Genomic DNA, 19,335 nt, shown 5'->3' on the forward strand with positions numbered 1-19,335 from the left:
TAATTCAACAACAACCCTTAATCCATCTTTATCGGATTCATCTCTCAGGTCGGATATTCCTTCTATCTTATGATCTCTCACAAGATTCGCTATTGTTGTAATTAGATTTGCTTTATTCACCTGATATGGAATTTCTGTTATGACTATTTGTTCCCTATCAGTTCCTTTTATATTCTCAATTTCTACTTTTGCCCGAACCTGAATTAGTCCTCTTCCTGTATGATAGGCATCTCTAATAGCTTTCCTTCCATATATAGTGGCACCTGTTGGAAAATCAGGACCTTTAATGATAAGCATAAGTTCATCAATTGTGACGTCTGGATTATCAATTACGTTTACAACCCCATCTATAATCTCTCCAAGGTTATGTGGAGGAATATCTGTGGCCATACCAACAGCAATGCCTTGTGAGCCATTTACCAGCAAATTTGGCACATTAGCAGGAAGTACTACAGGTTCCTGAAGGGATTCATCGAAATTCGGCACAAAATCCACCGTTTCTTTTTCAATATCCGTAAGAAGCTCCTCGCTTATTCGGGACATTCTTACTTCTGTATATCTCATAGCAGCCGCTGAATCACCATCTATGGAGCCGAAATTACCCTGTCCATCTATTAATGGTTCTCTGGATGAGAAAACCTGCGCCATTCTGGTTATTGTGTCATACACAGCTGTATCACCGTGCGGATGGTATTTTCCTAGAACTTCACCAACAATTCTGGCAGACTTTTTATAGGATTTATTACTTGAAATACCCAGATCATGCATTGCGTATAGAATTCTTCTATGAACAGGTTTTAGTCCATCCCTGATATCAGGTAAAGCGCGTCCGATAATGACACTCATAGCGTAGTCTATATAAGACCTTTGCATTTCATCTTCTATATGTACTAAGTCTATCTTCCCTTCTGTTGTATCCATTGCTTCTCCTCTAGTTCAATATTCAGACTCGGAGTATAACATGTTTAGTCGCCTTACTCCAAATAATTTTTTTTGCCAAAGTGGAACTTGACAAGACTAAAGAAAAGTATAATAATTTATACGGTAAAATTAAATTCTTTTGCATGTACATAGTTAAATCATAGGACGAAAGATGAATGTATTAATGATAATACCCGACGCTTTGAAGGCTGATAATTTGCATTGTTATGGCTATCCGAAGGAAACAAGTCCTTTTCTTGACAAGCTGGCCAGCGAAGGAGTGCTTTTCAAAAACACAATAAGCACTTCCTCTCATACTCTACCTGGTATAGCTTCTATTCTTACAGGATTGACTCCTTTTACTCATGGGCTTGATGGACCACCAACCTGGGAGAGATGGAGAGAGCTGTGGAAACCGTGGAAGACGCCTTTTAATATTCTTGGAGAAAAAGGATATAAAATAGCTGGATACGACGCATGGTTCTATAATAGATTAGGATATACTGAAGAAGTAAAAGATTTAAATAAAGCCATTGAAGACCACAAGGATGATGAGAAGTTCTTTCTGTGGTATATACCTTACAAGACTCATCTTCCATACAATCCAAAGATACCTTACGATACTATGTTTATGCCGGGTGATTACCAGATAAGTGAATCCACAAAACAAAAACTTAAAGTTGTCAAGTCAACAATGATTATACATAAACCTGGCCTTTTAAGCAGGCATGAACGGGAACAATCAGTTTCAGGAAAGGACAAGGCAACTCATGGGAGGAGTGCAGGGGTGTTGACTCTCTCAGAAGAGGATATCCCTGCTATTATAGCTTTATATGATGGAGAAATAAGATCTCAGGATGAGGAAATAGAGGGTTATGTGAAGAAACTGGAGGATTTGAATCTTCTGGATGATACAATAGTTGTTGTAACCTCGGATCATGGAGAAGAAATAGGTGAGAGAGGCTCCGTAGGACATGCATCCTGTTCGCTTACTGGTACTCTATATGATGAAGTTGTAAGAGTTCCTCTAATAATAAGATATCCTAAAGCACTTCCAAAAGGGAAGGTGATTGACAGCCAGGTTTCTTTGATTGATGTCATGCCGACACTGTTTGATATTATGGGACTTGAGATGCCCAAAGAGACAGAAGGACATTCACTTATGCCTTTTATAAAAGGCGAACAGGTGGATTTTAAGGAAGAGGCATATCTGGAAACACGGCCATGTGGCTGGCAGATCCTGAAAGGTGATGAAAGAAAGGTATACGCTATAAGAACGCCTGAGTGGAAATTTATATATAATTATGATCCAAACAATAAAGATAAATGCTGCTATGAATTGTATAATTTGAAGGATGATCCTGGCGAAAAGCATAACCTGGTCAGCGAAGCAAAAGATACAACAGACCAGTTTAAGAAAAAACTGCATAACCTGATGGACAAGCCATCGTTTCTTTTAAATAAATAATATAATTGGAGGATGCTATGGGCAAAGAAAAGAAAAAGAAAGATATAAAATTCAATATCAAAAAGGAAGATAAAGATTGGAAGGAAAAGGTAGTAGAGGATAAAAAGAAAGAAGAATTTAAGATGCCTCCATTAGAGGTAAATTTTATGATGTTTATAACCAGTCTCAGCATGCAGGCAATGATGAGTCTGGGGCTCTATCCAAATCCCATTACAAAGAAAGAAGAAAAGAATTTAGATGCAGCTAAGTACACAATAGATACTATAACAATGATCCAAGAAAAGACAAAAGGCAATCTTACCAGTGAGGAATCCAGATTAATAGACAATATTCTATACGACTTACGAATGAAGTATGTAGAATCAAATAAAGAATCCGCCAAAACATGATTGTATCTTAATGCTTAAACTGGATACTTCTATCCAATATATGAAAGGCGTTGGTCCGAAAAGAGTTGCGCTTTTTGAACGTCTTGGTATCCAAACAGTCAAAGACCTTCTTTATTATATCCCTCGGAGATATGAAGATAGGCGTAATTTTTCTCCTATTGCAAAGCTCGGTATTGGAGCGCAACACACAGTTAGTGGAAAAGTTCTGACAAGCGGAGTTCAGAAATTAAAGAAAAATCTAAGCATACTCAAGGTAGCTATTGATGATGGCACAGGCATAATATACGCTGCATGGTTTAATCAGCCATTTTTAGAAGAACAGTTCAAGATCGGTACAAAGGTTGTTGTAAGCGGTAAGGTTCAGCTATACGGCAGAGAATTACAAATATCCAGCCAGTCTTATGAAATTTTACGTTCCGAAGACAAAGAAAGCGAAACAGAAGAACTAATTCATACAGGAATAGTTGTCCCTTTTTATCCGTTGACCCAAAACATATCCCAGCGCAGAATAAGAAGAATGATTAAAAATGCTCTGGATAACTGCCTTGATCAGATAAATGACATGCTTCCGCAGGACGTTAAAGCTAGACACAAGCTGATAAATACTAGGCATGCTCTTTTAAATATCCATTTTCCTAAGATGTGGAAGGATAAGGACTTGGCTTATAGAAGAATTGTTTTTGATGAATTTCTGTTATTGCAATTAGGAATTCTTTTAAAAAGGGCCTCCATTTCAGAGCCTCAGCTTGGTATAAAACATCAAAATAAAGGAAGACTGCTGGAGCAATTTCTCAAGACCTTGCCATTCAAGCTGACTGATGCGCAGCATAGAGTTATAGATGAAATAAATCGGGATATGACATCTGAAAAACAGATGAACAGATTAATCCAGGGCGAAGTTGGATCAGGAAAAACTATTGTTGCAATTGCTGCGTTGCTGATTAGTATTGAAAATGGTTATCAAGGAGCCATAATGGTGCCGACAGAAATACTGGCAGAACAACATTACATTTATATGGCAGAGGCGTTGGCTCCAATCGGTATAAAAATTAATTTACTGATTGGCAGCACCACTCAGAAATCACGTACGGAGATTACAGAAAATATACGCAATGGAATTAATGATATTATTATTGGAACACATACATTAGTTCAAGAGAACATTGAATTCAAAAGGCTTGGACTTGTGGTAATTGATGAACAACATCGTTTTGGCGTGCTGCAACGTAACATATTGAGAAAGAAGGGACTTAATCCTGATGTTCTGGTGATGACTGCTACGCCTATACCCAGAACTCTTGCACTTACTGTATATGGAGATTTGGATATTTCTACGATCAGGGAACTTCCCCCTGGGAGAGGCACTGTATCAACATACTGGGTATCAAAGTCACAGCTTCAGGGAGTGCATGAGTTTATTGAGGAAGAGATAAAAAGAGGGCGGCAGGCATATGTTGTCTCTCCACTAATCGAGGAGTCGCATATAATAGAGGCTGTTGCGGCTACTCAGCTTTTTGAACATTTTAAGAAGGAAGTATTTTCGAATCTAAGAATAGGGCTTTTGCATGGGCAAATGAAAAGCGAAGATAAAGAAAAGGTAATGCAGGAGTTTCGCGAAAACAAGATTAATATACTGGTGTCTACAACGGTTATTGAAGTTGGTATAGATATTCCTAATTCAACTATAATGTTGATAGAGAATGCTGAGCGGTTTGGTCTGTCACAGCTTCATCAGCTTAGGGGCAGAATTGGCAGGGGCAAAGACCAATCATATTGCATATTGTATGGCATACCAAAAACTCCTGAAGCGCTGAAGCGCTTGACAGTTATGACACAAACACAGGATGGTTTTAGGATTGCGCAGGAGGATCTGGAACTTAGAGGTCCTGGAGAATTTTTTGGAACAAAACAACATGGTCTGCCTGAATTAAAAATCGGCAATATAATTTTAGATCTAGATATAATGGAGATTGCTAGAAAAGAGGCAGTAAATATAATTAAGTCTGATCCTGAACTCTCAGCCAAAGAGAATTATCTTATTAAGAGAAATTTTCTGCAGAGCTTCAAACACAGGATTGATCTGGCAAAAGTAGGATAATGGTTAAATTCGAAGCACGAAGCACTAAATACGAAACAATATCAAATGACCAAAATACAAATGATCAAAACAATGTTTAGAATTTTGAAAATTAGGATTTTGGATTTGTTTAGGATTTCGATATTCGGATTTCGGATTTAGAAAAAGATGCGTATAATTGCAGGAAATAATAAGGGGTCCATATTAAAAACAATACCTGACAGAAAAACACGTCCTACGTTAGGCAGAGTCAGAGAAGCTTTGTTTAGTATACTGGGTGATCAGGTTATTGATGCAGAAGTACTTGATCTTTTTGCTGGCTCAGGCAGTCTTGGAATAGAGGCGCTCAGCAGAGGAGCAAAGAACGTTGTGTTTATAGATAACAATCCAGAATGTGTACGCGTTATCCGTAAAAATTTGAATAAGTTTGGGTTGAACGTCAAAGGTTCTGCGTATGTGAGAGATGCATGCAAAACTATAAACTTTCTTGCCAATAAGAATAAGAAATTTGACATTGTTTTAATGGATCCTCCATATAACACAGAAGAGATTGAGAAGATTATGAACAATACGCATCTTAAAGATATACTGAATAGCGAAGCTGTCTTAGTTATTGAACATTCCAAAAGAAACACACCGCCTTGCCCGAACATTAAAGAATTATGCCATGTTAAATCAAGAAGATACGGCGATACAGTTTTGGCTATTTACAAATTCAAACAAACAGATTCCTGGAAGATACTCCTGCATTACTTCTCACATTTCCAGACAATATCATAGTTCTTTTCTGTTATTCTTTCAGCGTCAGTTTTTGCCTTGCCTCTGAATCTTGGTGTTCCTCCATCATCTTTCATATTAGGTCCGAGGCTGTAAAGTATAAATCCATCTTCTAATTTTCGATAAACAAGCTTTTTCTCTGTAAATGGATCTTTGGGGATTTCTTTTAGAATATCAGGAGCGAGTTTAGATAATGACTCTGGATATGTCCCATATTTCGCTTTATAAATCTTGAGGCCAAGCCCTATTCTGCATACCTGAATTTCTGCTTCGTGAAGTGACATCCATTCTCTGACTTCAGTTAATGCTGGAACAAGCATTCTTGTCAGCGCGCAGTATTTAAGGATACCTGTTCTTAGCTTAATTTCTAGATTTCTGCCTGTAATTAGACTTTCAGAATATGACATGTCATATAATAGCTCTTTCATCTCAGAGAGCAAAGTCATATAGCAGGCAAAATCTTTTTTGAGAAGCGGTTTAAAGGGAGGTGCTGCTTCTAGATAAGCTAATTTGAGGGGAAATTCATCGCTGCCAAAAAGAACTTTCAATTCTTTTATAGAATGTTTTCCGTTAAGCAGCTTATTAAATTCTACTCCTCCTAAGCAGACTCTTTCTCCATCCATGCCCTTCTTAAATGGCTCTGATCCAATATGATTTTCTAGCTCAATAATGAGATTTCTCATTTTTTCTTGAGAGACACTATATTCCTCTGATAACGACTCTATACAGTTTATCATAATCATATCACATGCTATTCTTACGAGCTGAGAGACTAAAACAGGTTCATCTTTCAGATGATTAGATATTCTTAATCCCGTGAGAATTGTTTCAAAAGCTTTGTCTGCTTTTCCTGCGTCGGCTTCAATTAACGCCTTTATACATAACAATCTTGCCCCATCTCTCATTCTTGATAGATGGGGAAGAAGTGTGCTAGCTCCATCTTCATACCTCAAATTAAAATTGCATTCAGGCCTTTTTGAAGCTTGTTCAACAAGAGCGTAGATGTATTGCATATCAGAAGAATTAACCAGTTTAGGGATTTCCTGCCTTTGTTTCTCTGTCCATTTGGAAATGTCTGAAAAAGATTTGACATCTTCAATAACTGCAATTGTTTTGTTAAGTTTGCCGCCTTCTTTATTTGGGATATAAGGAATCCCCCCTTCTCCAGACGTCATAAGCATAAACACTTTATTATAGAGCACAGCTGCATTCTCTTTATCAGGCACTGGAGCAGGTCTGATCTCTGCAATGGTTATTGGCTCACCCTTTGCCTTTAGCTCTGCGAATTTGGCGCGAAGCTCTCGCCCCCACACAATGTTTAGAACAGTATTAACAATAATACTCAGTATTAATAATCCGCCTATGACAATTCCTGCCCATTTCAGTATTTTCTTCAGTATTCTCATGACAATCCTCCATTTGTTAAGTTTAATTCTTTCATTATCTGTTTTTTCTGTTCAAAAATATTTGTTTGTATTTCATAATCCTGTTCTTTAGGGATTAATTTTGCCAGTAATATGTAGTGTTTGCAGTCAATTCCTAACTCTGCGTATAGCTTTTCCATATCCTTATTATTTACTTCAACATGTTTTGCGACTGTGATCCTGCCGTTAAGCAGATTATCAGTTAAAGAACTGTCAATTTTTGCGCTGATGATACTTACAATTAAAACCAATATGAGAGCATAAGCATAGCCCTTAGCAAACAGGCTTAAGCTGAATCCGAAAGAAAATTCTTTCTTCTTTGCACATGCTGATTTTGATTGAAGGAGAACTTTATCTCTTAGCTCCCTTTTAGGCTCCTTAATTTTGAAGTTTGAAAGGTATTTTTCTATATCGTCATATTTCATTTTTAAATACCCTGAGCTTATTTTTTAGCTTTTCTATCCCATAGCGGTAGCGGCTTGCTGCCGTATTCTGAGAAATTTTCAAAGCTCTTGAAATTTCTTCAAATGTCATCTCCTGAAAAATTTTCATGCTTATTACTTCTCTTTGCCTCTGAGGCATAGTTCCCAATGATTTGGATATCTCCTTTATTTCTTCTTCATCAACTCTATTTTTATGTTCTTCTTTTAAGCAGAGAATATTTTCGTATCTGGATATGTTCTCATGACGCTTGGGCTGTCTTCTAAAATAATCCATAGCTTCATTTCGCGCTATTTTGAAGATATATCCCGTTATGTTATTTGCGTTTGCAATTCTATCCCTCTTTTCTGCAATCTTTACAAATACGTTCTGCATCACATCCTCTGCCTTTTCTTCCGAACACAATATAGTGAGTAGATATCCATAAAGCTTTCTCCCCAGATAGTCGTAGATAATTTCAAGCGCTTTTGGATTATCATCTCTTAGTAGTTCCTTTATCTCTTTCTCAACACGGCCAGATGTCATGCTCTTTTTTGTCCTTCATATATAGAGACGGAATCCTTCGGAAATTTGTCTAAAAAAATTACAGGTTTTTTATTCTATCACTTGCTTGCTGGGCGTGTTTGGTATCATGGAGTTTTGTAATTATATCATTTAATACAATAGCAGCTTTATCTTTACTATTCAGATTATTGATATAGATATCAGCTAACCTGTTTTTTACAAATACCCATGTATTGCTATCCGTAATGAAATCCAATGCTTTATTATAGTATTCAACAGCTAAATCGAAACTTTTAAGATTTTCGTGATATATCTGAGCAATCTCAAGCATCAGGTTGTGATTCATAGGGTCATTATCAAGCTCTTTCTTATATTCCTCTACTGCTCTGTCATAATATCCCTGAGCAGTTAACGCTTTTATACGGCTGTATTCCTTTAATACCTTACCTTTATTTTTGGGGAAAATGAGTTCAAAGAATTTGTCAGCCAGCCAGCCGGAGAAATCAGGAGCCAATAGAAATCCAAGACACAGAGCCCAAAAAACCATTATGAGCAGATTGCCAATTGCGCCGCCAACATCTCCTGATTGCTTTGCAATACTTAATAATTTAAGACTTTTCTGCCCAAACCATAAAACAACAAGTACGGCGAGAATATGGATGGATTTTTTTAAGACGTCCTGATACTTTTCTCTCACAGCTTCTTGAATTCGGACTGATTCTTGACTTTTGCAATAGCTGATTCGTAAGAAATAGCACCTCGTTGATACAATTCCTTAATGGATTTATCCATGGTATGCATACCGAATTTGCCGCCAGTTTGAAGTATTGTAGAAATCTGTTCTGTCTTTTGTTCTCTTATTACATTTCTCACAGCAGGAGTTGCAACAAGAATTTCTGTTGCGACTATTCTTCCGGTTCTATCTGTCCTGGGAAAAAGCTGCTGAGAAACTATTCCCTGAATACTTCCCGCAAGCTGGATTCTGACCTGTTGCTGCTGATGAGGAGGAAAAACATCTATAATCCTATCTACTGTTTGCTCAACATCCGGCGTGTGCAAGGTTGTTAAAACCAAATGACCTGTCTCTGCGGCTGTTAGAGCTGTAGATATGGTTTCTAAATCACGCATCTCACCTACACATATTATATCCGGATCCTGGCGCAAAACATGTCTCAATGCATTTGCAAAAGACTTGGTGTCAGAATGCACTTCACGTTGTTTTACTATGCTTTTTTTATGCTTATGAAGATACTCAATAGGATCCTCAACTGTAATAATCAAAGAAGCCCTCTCGCTATTTATCAAATCAATCATTGCTGCAAGCGTTGTGGTTTTTCCAACGCCAGTCGGCCCAGTAATCAAAACCAGCCCGTTTGGTTTGCGTGAAAGCTCTGTAACAACATAAGGCATCTCAAGGTCTTTGAGTGTTCTAATATTTAATGATATACTTCTAAAGGCTGCCTCAACATTCCCTTTTTCAAGATGAACATTTACCCTGAAACGGCCTAAGTCAGGTATGGCAAAAGAAAAATCAAGTTCCCAGTTTTCCTCAAATTCAACCTTCTGCTCATCTGTTAGTATATTATATATCATGTTCTTAGTGTCATCCCCGCTCAAAGGACTGTAGTCCGTAAAAACAAGTTTGCCGTCTGTACGCAAGATAGGAGGAGCGCCTTCTGTTATGTGTAAATCTGATGCTCCTTTATCCATTGTCAATTTCAATAAATCTTGAATATCCATAGTAATCTCCTTTTAAGTATTAAAAAAATCCGAAATTCTAAATCCGAAACTCGAACCAAATTCTAAATTCAAATTTTTAAAATTCAAAACAATGTTTTGAACATTTGTATTTTTGTTATTTAATATTGTTTCGTATTTCGTGCTTCGTGCTTCGAATTTAATCTTCTCTGTCATTTTCATACATCTTTAAGCGTTCTACTAGTAGAAAATATGCCTTTTGTTCTTAATCTGAATTCTGCCTGGCTATCTGAGGCAGAAAGCGCATCTTCATATGATACTAACCTATCCTTGTAAAACTTTTCAACACACTGATTAAATGTCTGCATACCGAAATCCTTACTGTTTTTTATTGTGTCATAGATTTTTCCTGTTTGTCCTTCCAGCACGAGTTTTCTGATAGTAGGACTTGCAAGCATTATTTCCAGAGCTGGTATTCTTCCCTCTCCAGAAGCTAATGGCAAAAGCCGCATAGATATAACTCCTTTAAGTATAAATGAAAGCTGCATTCTAATCTGGCTGTGCTGGTGTGGAGGAAAGAAATTTATAATCCTTTCCACTGTCTGAATTGCATCAATAGTGTGAAGTGTGCTTAAAACAAGATGTCCTGTCTCAGCAGCCATTATTGCAGTCTCCACAGTTTCAGTGTCCCTCATCTCACCTATTAATATGACATCAGGACTCTGCCTGACAACGTATCTCAAGGCACTCTTAAACCCTTTTGTATCAATGCCTACTTCACGTTGTTCAATTATGCTCTTATTATCCTCATGAATAAACTCTATAGGATCTTCAATTGTTATAATATGGGCTCTTCTATTAGTATTCATATACTCAATCATTGCTGCAAGTGTGGTTGATTTCCCGCTACCGGCATTACCTGTAACAAGGATCAACCCACGTTTTTCCATTGATAATTTTTGCATGATGTCGACAGGTAAATTTAGCTCCTTAAAACCCAGAATCTCTGTCTTTAATGAACGAATCACGATACCAGTATATCCTCTCTGAGTGAAGATATTAACTCTAAATCTTCCTAATTCAGGCACAGTATAACTAGTATCTATCTCATCCTTCTCAGCAATGCCTGCCCTTTTTTGGCTTGCAAGAATGATATTGGCAGCTTCATCCATGTCTTTAGACGAAATAGACTCCTTTCCAGCAGGCTGGAGTTCTCCATTAACTCTTATATATGGAACATTCCCCACCTTAAAATAAAGGTCAGAAGCTTTCTTCTTCATCATAATCTTAAGAAACTTGTTAATATCCATAGCTTGATTCTACTCAATTATTCTATATTTTTTCAGCTTATATTGCAGGTTTTGTCTGGAGACTTTCAATTTTTTTGCTGTTTGATACTGATTTCCTGCACATTTTTGGAACGCTTTAAGTATTATATTCCTTTCTGTTTGTTCAACAGTGTTTTTTAATCCTTCTGCAATAAGACGATCTTCGTCTATTTCTATTTCCTGCTCTAGCAGTTTATCAGGAAGACTTTCTATAGAAATGGTATCTCTCTCTTCGAGAATAACAGCTCTTTCTATTACATTTTCCAGTTCCCTTATGTTTCCAGGCCAGTTATATTTCATTAAGATCTGCACAACTTCTGGTAATATCTTTTTGCTTTTACTACCAGCTTTCCGGGCATATTTTTTTAAGAAGTGGCTTACCAGCAAAGGAATATCGTCTCTTCTTTCACGTAGCGTAGGTAGTACTATTGGAATAACACTCAGCCTGTAAAACAAGTCTTCTCTAAATTTACCATCCTTTATCTGTTGTTCTAAATCTGTATTAGTAGCTGCTACTACCCTTACATCCACTTTAATACTTTTGTTTCCTCCAACCCGCTTTATTTCGTGTTCCTGCAAAACTCTCAGAAGCTTGGTCTGTATCTGTGGAGAAGCCACTCCAACTTCATCAAGAAAAATCGTTCCTCCGTCTGCCGCCTCAAATAATCCCTTTTTATGTTCTATAGCTCCTGTAAATGCTCCCTTTACATGCCCGAAGAGTTCAGACTCAAGTAATGTTTCAGTTAATGCTCCGCAATCAATTGATATAAAAGGGCTGCTTTTTCTAAGACTGTTATAATGTATTGCTCTGGCAAAAAGCTCTTTCCCAGCGCCAGTTTCTCCATAAAGAAGAACTGTTGCATCTGTGTGCGAGATTTTTTTCACCTTATCAAAAACATCTCTAATAGGAAGGCTGTTGCCTATTATATTTTTAAAATCATACTCAGATTTTAACTGTTTTTTTAGATTTATGTTTTCATCAAGCAATTCCCTCTGCTGAAGAGCTTTTCTAATAACAACCCTGATCCTTTCTATCTTAAATGGCTTTGCAATATAATCAAAAGCGCCTAGTTTCATCGCTTCAATCGCTGTATCTACTGAAGCATACGCAGTAATCATCAGAACAACAGCGCTAGTGTCATAACTTCTTATAGATTTCAATACATCTATACCGCTAACTTCCGGCATTTTTATATCAACGATTACAAGGTCAAAATGAGTTTTTTTAAACATGTTTATGCCTTCTTGCCCCTTGTCTGAAACAGCAACACTAAAACCGTCTTTTGTAAGCATTATTGAAAGAAACTCAAGCATGCTCTTCTCATCGTCAATTACAAGTATTTTATTCTTAGGCATTGTCCTTATTCTCAACTACAGGAAGTTTAACTATAAAACTACTCCCTTTCCCTTTTTTACTAATAACCTCTATTTGTCCGTTATGAGCGTCTATTATTTCTCTGACAATACTTAACCCCAGGCCTGTCCCCTTCTCACTTGTTGTTGAAAATGGGTCAAAAAGACTTTTCTTCTCATCAGCGGATAGTCCTTTGCCAGTATCAGTAAATCTAACCTCTATCATTTCATCTCTCGTATCTGCCTCTATTGCGAGAGTTCCACCTTCAGGCATTGCCTGGAGTGCATTAAGACATAGATTCAAAAACATCTGTTCTATTTGTTCTGCATCTACAAGAGAAAATAGCTTATTGCTATTTACATTATATTCTATATTGATTTCAGGATTAACATCACCCCGACTTCTTAGTAAAACCAAAACATTTTTAATTATTGCATGTATGTTGCATCTTTTTAACTTGGGTTTTGCTGGTTTTGACAGATTAAGAAAGCCTGTAACTCTTTCATTGATCTTATCAGATTCACGGATAATTAGTTCCAGTAACTTTCTGCTGCTATGACTAATTTTATCATCTTCCTTCAGCATCTCAGCAGAACCTCTCAAGGAAGCGAGAGGATTCCTGACTTCGTGCGCTATTTTTGCTGACATCTTTCCCATAAGGGCTAATCTGTCATTCTGGCTTAATTTGCGTTCTAGTTCTTTGATCACGCTTAAATCTCTAAAAATAAATATTGTCCCTTCAAGCTCTCCATCATCAGTTTTTAGTGGCGAAACGCTGAAACCGATTAACAACAGATCGCCATTTTTTCTCTGAATGTTGGCTCCAAACTGTAAGAAAGAATGTCTCTCTAAATCAAAATTCTTATTGATATAATTCTCTATCTTAATCCTGCCATCAGGAAACAGCTCTTTCCATGCAGTTCCCACGGCTTCTTCTCTTTGATATCCGAGGATGTCTGAGGCAGCTTGATTAAAATATGATATCATTCCATTGGAGTCAACAGTTATGAGCCCGCTAGCCATGTTTTGCAATATGTTATCTGTAAAGTTCTGTAATTCTCTCAGCTGTTTGGTCTTATGCTTAAGGGTTTTTGCAAGTGTCCCGCTTAATATTGATACAAGGTAAAATATTATTGCCCGAAAACAGGTAACGTATATAACCACGCTTTTAGGCAAAAATTCAGGATTATACTGCAGAATGATAATTGCAAAATAAGTTATCACTGCAAACGAAGTTAACACCAATCCCTCTCCAAGAGGGATTAACAGACTGCCTGCAATTATAGAAATAACATATAAAAATGTAAAGATACTGTCTATTCCGCCGGAGTAGTAGACCAATATACCAATCCATATCATATCCGCAATAATTTGAATACGTATTAGGGTATCTAGGTATGTTCTTTTTATTAAAAGAATGCTGTATGCTATGGTCAAAAGAAACATTACAGATATTAACCAGTAAAAGGGGATATTCTCTGCCCGAAACACAAAAGTTCCTATACCAAGCATAGCTGTTACTATGAGAAGTCTTGCGATCATTAATGCTTTAAGCCGGGAGACTTTTTCCTGGATGGATTCAGTGAGTTGCATCTTCTTAGAAACCCTCTGTTACCAGAGTACTCATCTTGAGTATTGGCAGGAACATGGCAATAACAATACCACCTATTATTATGCCCAAAAAACAGATTAAAACAGGTTCTATCACAGAGGTTAATCCGTCTACTGCAGCATCAACTTCGGATTCATAAAAATCAGCAATCTTTGTCAACATATCTTCCAGGGCGCCTGTTGCTTCACCAACCGATATCATCCTGACAACCATTGCTGGGAAAAATTTACTTTTACTAAGCGGCTCTGCAATGCTTTTCCCCTCTTTAACACCTATTCCAACACTGCTAAGAGTTTTCTCTAATACCTTATTCCCTGAAGTAGCTCCAACTATTTCAAGCGCCTTAAGAATAGGAACACTGCTCTTTATCAGTGTACACAGTGTTCTTGCAAACTTTGCCAGAGCTACCTTCTTCATGAGAGCGCCGAAAATAATTATACGAAGTTTCAATCCGTCAAACTGAAGTCTTCCTTTTTCAGTCCGCACATATTTACGTAATAAGAAGAAAGCAACAGCTAAGATTCCTGCTACAATCAGAAAATAATCTTTGAGAATTTCGCTCGTTCCTATAAGTACTCTTGTCGGAAGAGGAAGAGTTCCGCCAAAAGCATCAAAAATATTTTTAAACGTTGGAACTACTTTCAATATTAAAACCATAACTATAAGGATAGACATACCAGTAACCACTGCTGGATACACAAGAGCAGATTTTACCTTTCTGGCAAGTTTGGCGGAATTCTCAAGATATGTTGCAAGACGGTTAAGGATTTCATCCAATGTACCACTTTCTTCCCCTGCCCTTACCATGCTTACATAAAATTCCGAGAACACTTTTTGGTGTTTTAAGAGAGCCTGAGAAAAACTTTCTCCTCCCTCCACATCATCTTCCAGTTTTCTAATAAGTGTTTTTAAAGAAGGATTTTCTATTTGGTCAGCAAGTGTATCCAGCCCCTGAACCAGAGGCAGTCCTGCATTAACCATTGTAGCCAACTGTCTGCTAAAGAGAATTAAATCATAGGACTTTACTTTAGTACTTTTCTTAAATATAGATGCTCTTTTTTTTTGTTCAGTTATAGAGACTATTGTTAATTGGTTAGCTCTGAGAGTGCTAACGAGATTTTTTTCGCTTTCAGCAGAATGAAGAGCTTCTATTCTCTTTCCATCTTTATCAATCGCAATATACTTATATGTCGGCATGCTTTCATTCCGCTGTTACGCGCAAAACTTCTTCTATAGTAGTTGTGCCATTTTTAATCAGACTTATACCACCTTCCTGCAATGTTCTCATTCCGCCTTTTACAGCAGTTTCCTTAATCTCACCTGAAGTGGCCTTGTTCATAATTAGTTGCTTGATCTCATCATCTATCTTTAGTATTTCAACAACAGCAACTCTGCCTTTGTATCCAGTGTCATTACAAAGCTCGCAGCCCTTTCCTTTATATATTGTTAAATCTGATATTTTGGAAATTGGCTGTTGTAGAATATGGGCAAAATTCTCTTTTGCCTTTTCCTGCAGATCAATTTTTTCTTTGCAGTTTTCGCATATTTTTCGCATGAGTCTCTGCGCAGCAACCATTATTACAGAAGATGAGAGAAGAAACGGCTCAATCCCCATATCTATTAACCTTGTAATTGCTCCGGGAGCATCGTTGGTGTGCAAAGTGCTGAAGACCAAATGACCTGTCAGAGCGGATTTTATCGCAATATCAGCAGTTTCAAAATCCCTTATCTCTCCAACCATTATAATATCAGGATCCTGCCTTAATATAGATCGTAAGCCGCCGGCAAATGTCAGACCTATATCTGAGTGAGCTTGCACCTGATTGATTCCCTTTAGCTGATATTCTACAGGATCCTCAACTGTAATAATATTCTTAGTTGGTGTATTTATTTTGCTTAACGCAGAATAAAGCGTTGTGGTTTTACCACTACCTGTCGGTCCGGTTAGAAGGATCATTCCATGCGGTCTGGAAATAGATTCTGTAAATATTTCCAGCTCTTTTTTCCCAAATCCTAATTTCTCCAGATTCAGTGTTAAACTGCTCTTATCCAGAATACGCAATACCACCTTTTCCCCAAAAATTATTGGCAGAATTGATACGCGAAAGTCTATTTCCTTATTATTCAATACAATCCTCATACGGCCATCCTGCGGAAGCCTTCGTTCTGCTATATCCAGATTGGACATAATCTTTATTCTAGAGATTAGCGCAGCCTGAAGTTTTTTAGGTGGAGACAACCTCTCGTAAAGAACACCGTCAACGCGATAGCGGATGCGCAATGCCTTATCCTCCGGTTCAATATGAATATCGCTTGCTTTCTCCTTAATTGCTTGAGCGAGAATAAAATTAACCATTTTTACAACTGGAGCTTCCTCAGTTTCCCTTAAGAGTTTTTCTAAATCTAGTTCTTCCCTTTTCTCAGCAGGTTCCTTAATATCAATGTCCCTTAAAATCTCTTTCATATCAAAAGATACTTCATAATACTGGTCAATAGCATTGAGAATATCCTTTTCTGTGGCTATTACAGGATCTATCTCGTATCCAGTAGTGCTTTTTAAATCGTCTAGAGCAAACACATTAAGAGGATCCAGCATGGCAATCGTAAGGGTTTTTCCTATCTTAGAGATTGGAACAATGGAATACTTTTTGGCAATTGTCTTCGGTATTGTTTCTATAACCTCTTTTGAAATTTTAAATTTTGAAAGATTTATCGGAGGGATATTTAATTGCTCGCTTAAGCACGCCATAAGGGTCTTCTCATCAGCAAAGCCTTTTTTATAAATAATCCGGCTTAAACTGCCGCCTTTTTCCCTCTGATCATGGAGTGCCTCTTTTAACTGTTCCTCTGTAATTATTCCTCCATCAAGTAGAATTCTTGATAGGTTGTCCTTTAAAGACATAATCATAATTTTTCTTTATTTCCCTTCTCTCTTACCAACTGTTTAAAGTCAACATCTGTCATATATTCTTCTGTTGTTCTGGTGATTTTTTTACGTTTCCCCGGTCCAAAATAACGAGTAATAATATCTTCAATATCCTCTCCTCCACTGACAAAGATTCTCACATTGGAGTTAGTGGCAATCTTTACATCCTCAATTGCAGCATCGTTTAGCGGGTCAGCCATGGCTAATACTATGATATTATCCATTTTATCTATAGGAATTAGGTGATAATGCCTTATGATTGATTCCGGAATTAACTTGAGTATATCCTGATCAATCTCATAGTTTTTCAAAGGGAGATATGGGAATCCAAACTGAGAAGTAAGGGCGTTAACCACCTGTTCCTCAGTCGCAGATCCCAGACTAACTAAAATCTGACCCAGAAAACCACCCTTTAGTTCCTGAATTCTTAATGCTTCATCCAGTTGGTGTCCAGTAATAATGTTTCTCTCTATAAGTATTCTCCCAAGCTGTTTTCTAATAGTCCTTGGCATAAGATTTTTCCCGAATAGTGTTTTTAATATTAGCTCAGAAATATTGTTACTTTGTTTCTGCCATCTTTCTTAGCCTGTCCTATTGCGCGATATAATTTGTCATTTAATTCCTTTACAGTATCACCATCAATCGGGTTTGCAACTACTCCTCCGCTTACTGTGATTTTTGTGTCTTTTATTATACTTTTTGTATCTGGTATAGATTTACTGGCAATTGCTTTTCTTATTTTCTCAGCAAAGGTATAAGCGTCTTTCTTATTAACTTCAGGGAGAATAATACAGAATGCGGTATCCTTGCAACGTGCAACCTTATCAATTTCTCTGACATTTTCCTTTAAGATAGTCGCAATTTTTTTCAAAATTTTATTTTTAATATTCTCACCAAATTGCTTTAAATATATATCCAGATTGTCAACATCAAACCCAATTAATGAACAGGGATGTTCATACATAGCTGCTCGTCTAAGCTCTTCGGTCAGATATTCTTCATAATATTTTAAATTATATAAACCCGTCAGATTATCTGTGATGACCAAGGCTTTGGTTTTTTCGAGTAATCTACCAATTTCATAATTGAGATTACCTATTTTTGCCTCCATTTTATAAAAATCGAACATATCTCCTTTAAGCTTTCCTGTGATTTTATCTAATGAACTCGTTAATCCATTTAGGTCTCCCTCTTCTAAGTCCTTATCAGTTGCCATCTTGGTCTTTGCCATTAATCTCAATATATCAGCATTGATCTTTCTAATTAAAAACATCAAGGATATTATGATAACACACAGAATAACTACACTAATATTATTTAGAATCTTATCCCATGAGAATGCATATGTAGCTAAAAGACCTATAACTACTAAAATAGGAACCGTAGCCACAAGTAGAAAGACAATAGAAAATCTATAGCTAGCACGTTCCTCTATTGTTGATTTACCCGTATTTTTTTTCATGATAACATCTCCTTAGATACGCTTTTTATTCTGAGCGGGTTGGAAACATTGTCACTCTGTTTCCGCCCTCTTCCTTACTTTGCTTAATTGTGCGATATAATTTATTATTTAATTCTTCTGCAATATCGCCATCAACGGGGTTGGCAACTATCCCTGCGCTTACAGTAATCTTTGTATCTTTTATTATGCTTTTTGCATCTGGTATAGATTCATTGGCAACCGCTTTTCTTATTTTTTCAGCAAGAGCATAAGCTTCCTTTTTATTGATCTCAGGGAAAATAATGCAGAATATGGTATCCTTGCAACGAGCTATCTTGTCAATATCTCTTGCATTCTCCCTCAGGATACCTGCAATCTTCTTTAGAACCTTATTCTTAATATTTCCGCCAAGTTTTTTCAAATATACATCTAGATTGTCAACATCAAACCCAATTATAGAACATGGACGCTCATACATGGCTGCCCGTTTCAACTCTTCGTTCAAATATTCTTCATAATATTTCAAGTTATATAAGCCCGTTAATTTGTCTGTAATGGTTAAGGAATTGGTTTTTTCAAGCAATCTATTGATTTCATAGCTGAGACCGCTTATTTTTGCCTCAGTTTGATAAAGATCAGACATATCCCCTCTAAGCTTTTTTGTAATTTTATCCAATGAGACGCCCAATTCGTCTATTCCAATTTCTTTTAATTCCGGATCATCTGCCATTTTAGCTTTTGCCATCATCTTCACTACGTTCGTATTAATTTTTTTAATCAGAAACATTAAAAGTGCTATAACAACAAGCAGAATAGCTATGCTGACATAAAGCACAACCTGATCCCATGGTAACGCGTATGCGCCTAAAAAAACACACGCACCTATCAATATCAGCATAATAATTACAAGAGCGATGTTTATAAAAATATTACGACGAGCATGCAGCTTTGCACTTCTATTCATAATGGCAACTC

The 19,335-nt window shown here is 37.0% G+C and carries 18 protein-coding genes; 4 read left to right on the plus strand and 14 right to left on the minus strand.

Annotated elements, in window-relative coordinates:
• On the minus strand, positions 1-921 hold a 921-nt coding region (locus KKC91_01940), incomplete at its 3' end, for a DNA gyrase subunit A (protein MBU0477312.1).
• 172 nt (positions 922-1,093) lie between these two features.
• Between KKC91_01940 and KKC91_01945 the strand changes: the two genes are divergently transcribed.
• The 4 genes from KKC91_01945 (at position 1,094) to rsmD (ending at position 5,635) form a co-directional block, all read left to right on the plus strand.
• Entirely contained in the window at positions 1,094-2,389 is a 1,296-nt protein-coding gene (locus KKC91_01945; GenBank protein MBU0477313.1) for a sulfatase-like hydrolase/transferase, read from the plus strand.
• Between the two features lie 17 nt (positions 2,390-2,406).
• Complete coding sequence (locus KKC91_01950) at positions 2,407-2,778, plus strand: DUF1844 domain-containing protein (GenBank protein MBU0477314.1); 372 nt, start codon at positions 2,407-2,409, stop codon at positions 2,776-2,778.
• A 10-nt stretch (positions 2,779-2,788) separates the two neighbouring features.
• Entirely contained in the window at positions 2,789-4,876 is a 2,088-nt protein-coding gene (gene recG, locus KKC91_01955; protein ID MBU0477315.1) for an ATP-dependent DNA helicase RecG, read from the plus strand.
• A 147-nt stretch (positions 4,877-5,023) separates the two neighbouring features.
• On the plus strand, positions 5,024-5,635 hold the full coding sequence (rsmD, locus tag KKC91_01960) for a 16S rRNA (guanine(966)-N(2))-methyltransferase RsmD (protein MBU0477316.1): 612 nt from the start codon (positions 5,024-5,026) through the stop codon (positions 5,633-5,635).
• Here the strand turns inward: rsmD and KKC91_01965 are convergent.
• From KKC91_01965 to KKC91_02025, 13 genes are all read right to left on the minus strand, one after another.
• Complete coding sequence (locus KKC91_01965; GenBank protein ID MBU0477317.1) at positions 5,605-7,038, minus strand: hypothetical protein; 1,434 nt, start codon at positions 7,036-7,038, stop codon at positions 5,605-5,607. The two genes, rsmD and KKC91_01965, sit on opposite strands and share 31 nt — an antisense overlap.
• Complete coding sequence (locus KKC91_01970) at positions 7,035-7,481, minus strand: hypothetical protein (protein MBU0477318.1); 447 nt, start codon at positions 7,479-7,481, stop codon at positions 7,035-7,037. Before KKC91_01970 ends, KKC91_01965 begins: the two co-directional genes overlap by 4 nt.
• Positions 7,471-8,022 (minus strand): sigma-70 family RNA polymerase sigma factor, encoded by a 552-nt coding sequence (locus KKC91_01975; GenBank protein MBU0477319.1) that lies wholly within the window; start codon positions 8,020-8,022, stop codon positions 7,471-7,473. The genes KKC91_01970 and KKC91_01975 overlap by 11 nt, the downstream gene beginning before the upstream one ends.
• 58 nt (positions 8,023-8,080) lie before the next feature.
• Entirely contained in the window at positions 8,081-8,698 is a 618-nt protein-coding gene (locus KKC91_01980) for a hypothetical protein (GenBank protein ID MBU0477320.1), read from the minus strand.
• Positions 8,695-9,741, minus strand: a complete 1,047-nt coding sequence (locus tag KKC91_01985; protein MBU0477321.1) for a type IV pilus twitching motility protein PilT — start codon at positions 9,739-9,741, stop codon at positions 8,695-8,697. The genes KKC91_01980 and KKC91_01985 overlap by 4 nt, the downstream gene beginning before the upstream one ends.
• A gap of 176 nt (positions 9,742-9,917) precedes the next feature.
• A complete protein-coding gene (locus tag KKC91_01990) occupies positions 9,918-11,009 on the minus strand; it encodes a PilT/PilU family type 4a pilus ATPase (protein ID MBU0477322.1) in 1,092 nt (363 codons plus the stop codon).
• A gap of 9 nt (positions 11,010-11,018) precedes the next feature.
• Positions 11,019-12,383, minus strand: a complete 1,365-nt coding sequence (locus KKC91_01995; protein ID MBU0477323.1) for a sigma-54 dependent transcriptional regulator — start codon at positions 12,381-12,383, stop codon at positions 11,019-11,021.
• Positions 12,376-13,974: a PAS domain S-box protein gene (locus KKC91_02000; GenBank protein MBU0477324.1), complete on the minus strand. Its 1,599-nt coding sequence runs from the start codon at positions 13,972-13,974 to the stop codon at positions 12,376-12,378. Before KKC91_02000 ends, KKC91_01995 begins: the two co-directional genes overlap by 8 nt.
• A gap of 4 nt (positions 13,975-13,978) precedes the next feature.
• Positions 13,979-15,190 (minus strand): type II secretion system F family protein, encoded by a 1,212-nt coding sequence (locus KKC91_02005; protein MBU0477325.1) that lies wholly within the window; start codon positions 15,188-15,190, stop codon positions 13,979-13,981.
• Positions 15,191-15,194: 4 nt separating this feature from the next.
• Positions 15,195-16,895, minus strand: coding sequence for a type IV-A pilus assembly ATPase PilB (gene pilB / locus KKC91_02010; protein MBU0477326.1), 1,701 nt, complete (start codon positions 16,893-16,895; stop codon positions 15,195-15,197).
• A gap of 2 nt (positions 16,896-16,897) precedes the next feature.
• Positions 16,898-17,431, minus strand: a complete 534-nt coding sequence (locus KKC91_02015; GenBank protein ID MBU0477327.1) for a hypothetical protein — start codon at positions 17,429-17,431, stop codon at positions 16,898-16,900.
• 29 nt (positions 17,432-17,460) lie between these two features.
• Complete coding sequence (locus KKC91_02020) at positions 17,461-18,381, minus strand: diguanylate cyclase (GenBank protein MBU0477328.1); 921 nt, start codon at positions 18,379-18,381, stop codon at positions 17,461-17,463.
• Positions 18,382-18,406: 25 nt separating this feature from the next.
• Complete coding sequence (locus KKC91_02025; protein ID MBU0477329.1) at positions 18,407-19,324, minus strand: diguanylate cyclase; 918 nt, start codon at positions 19,322-19,324, stop codon at positions 18,407-18,409.
• Between the last annotated feature and the right edge of the window lie 11 nt (positions 19,325-19,335).

The sequence above is a fragment of the bacterium genome, assembly GCA_018812485.1.
Lineage (GTDB): Bacteria > JAHJDO01 > JAHJDO01 > JAHJDO01 > JAHJDO01 > JAHJDO01.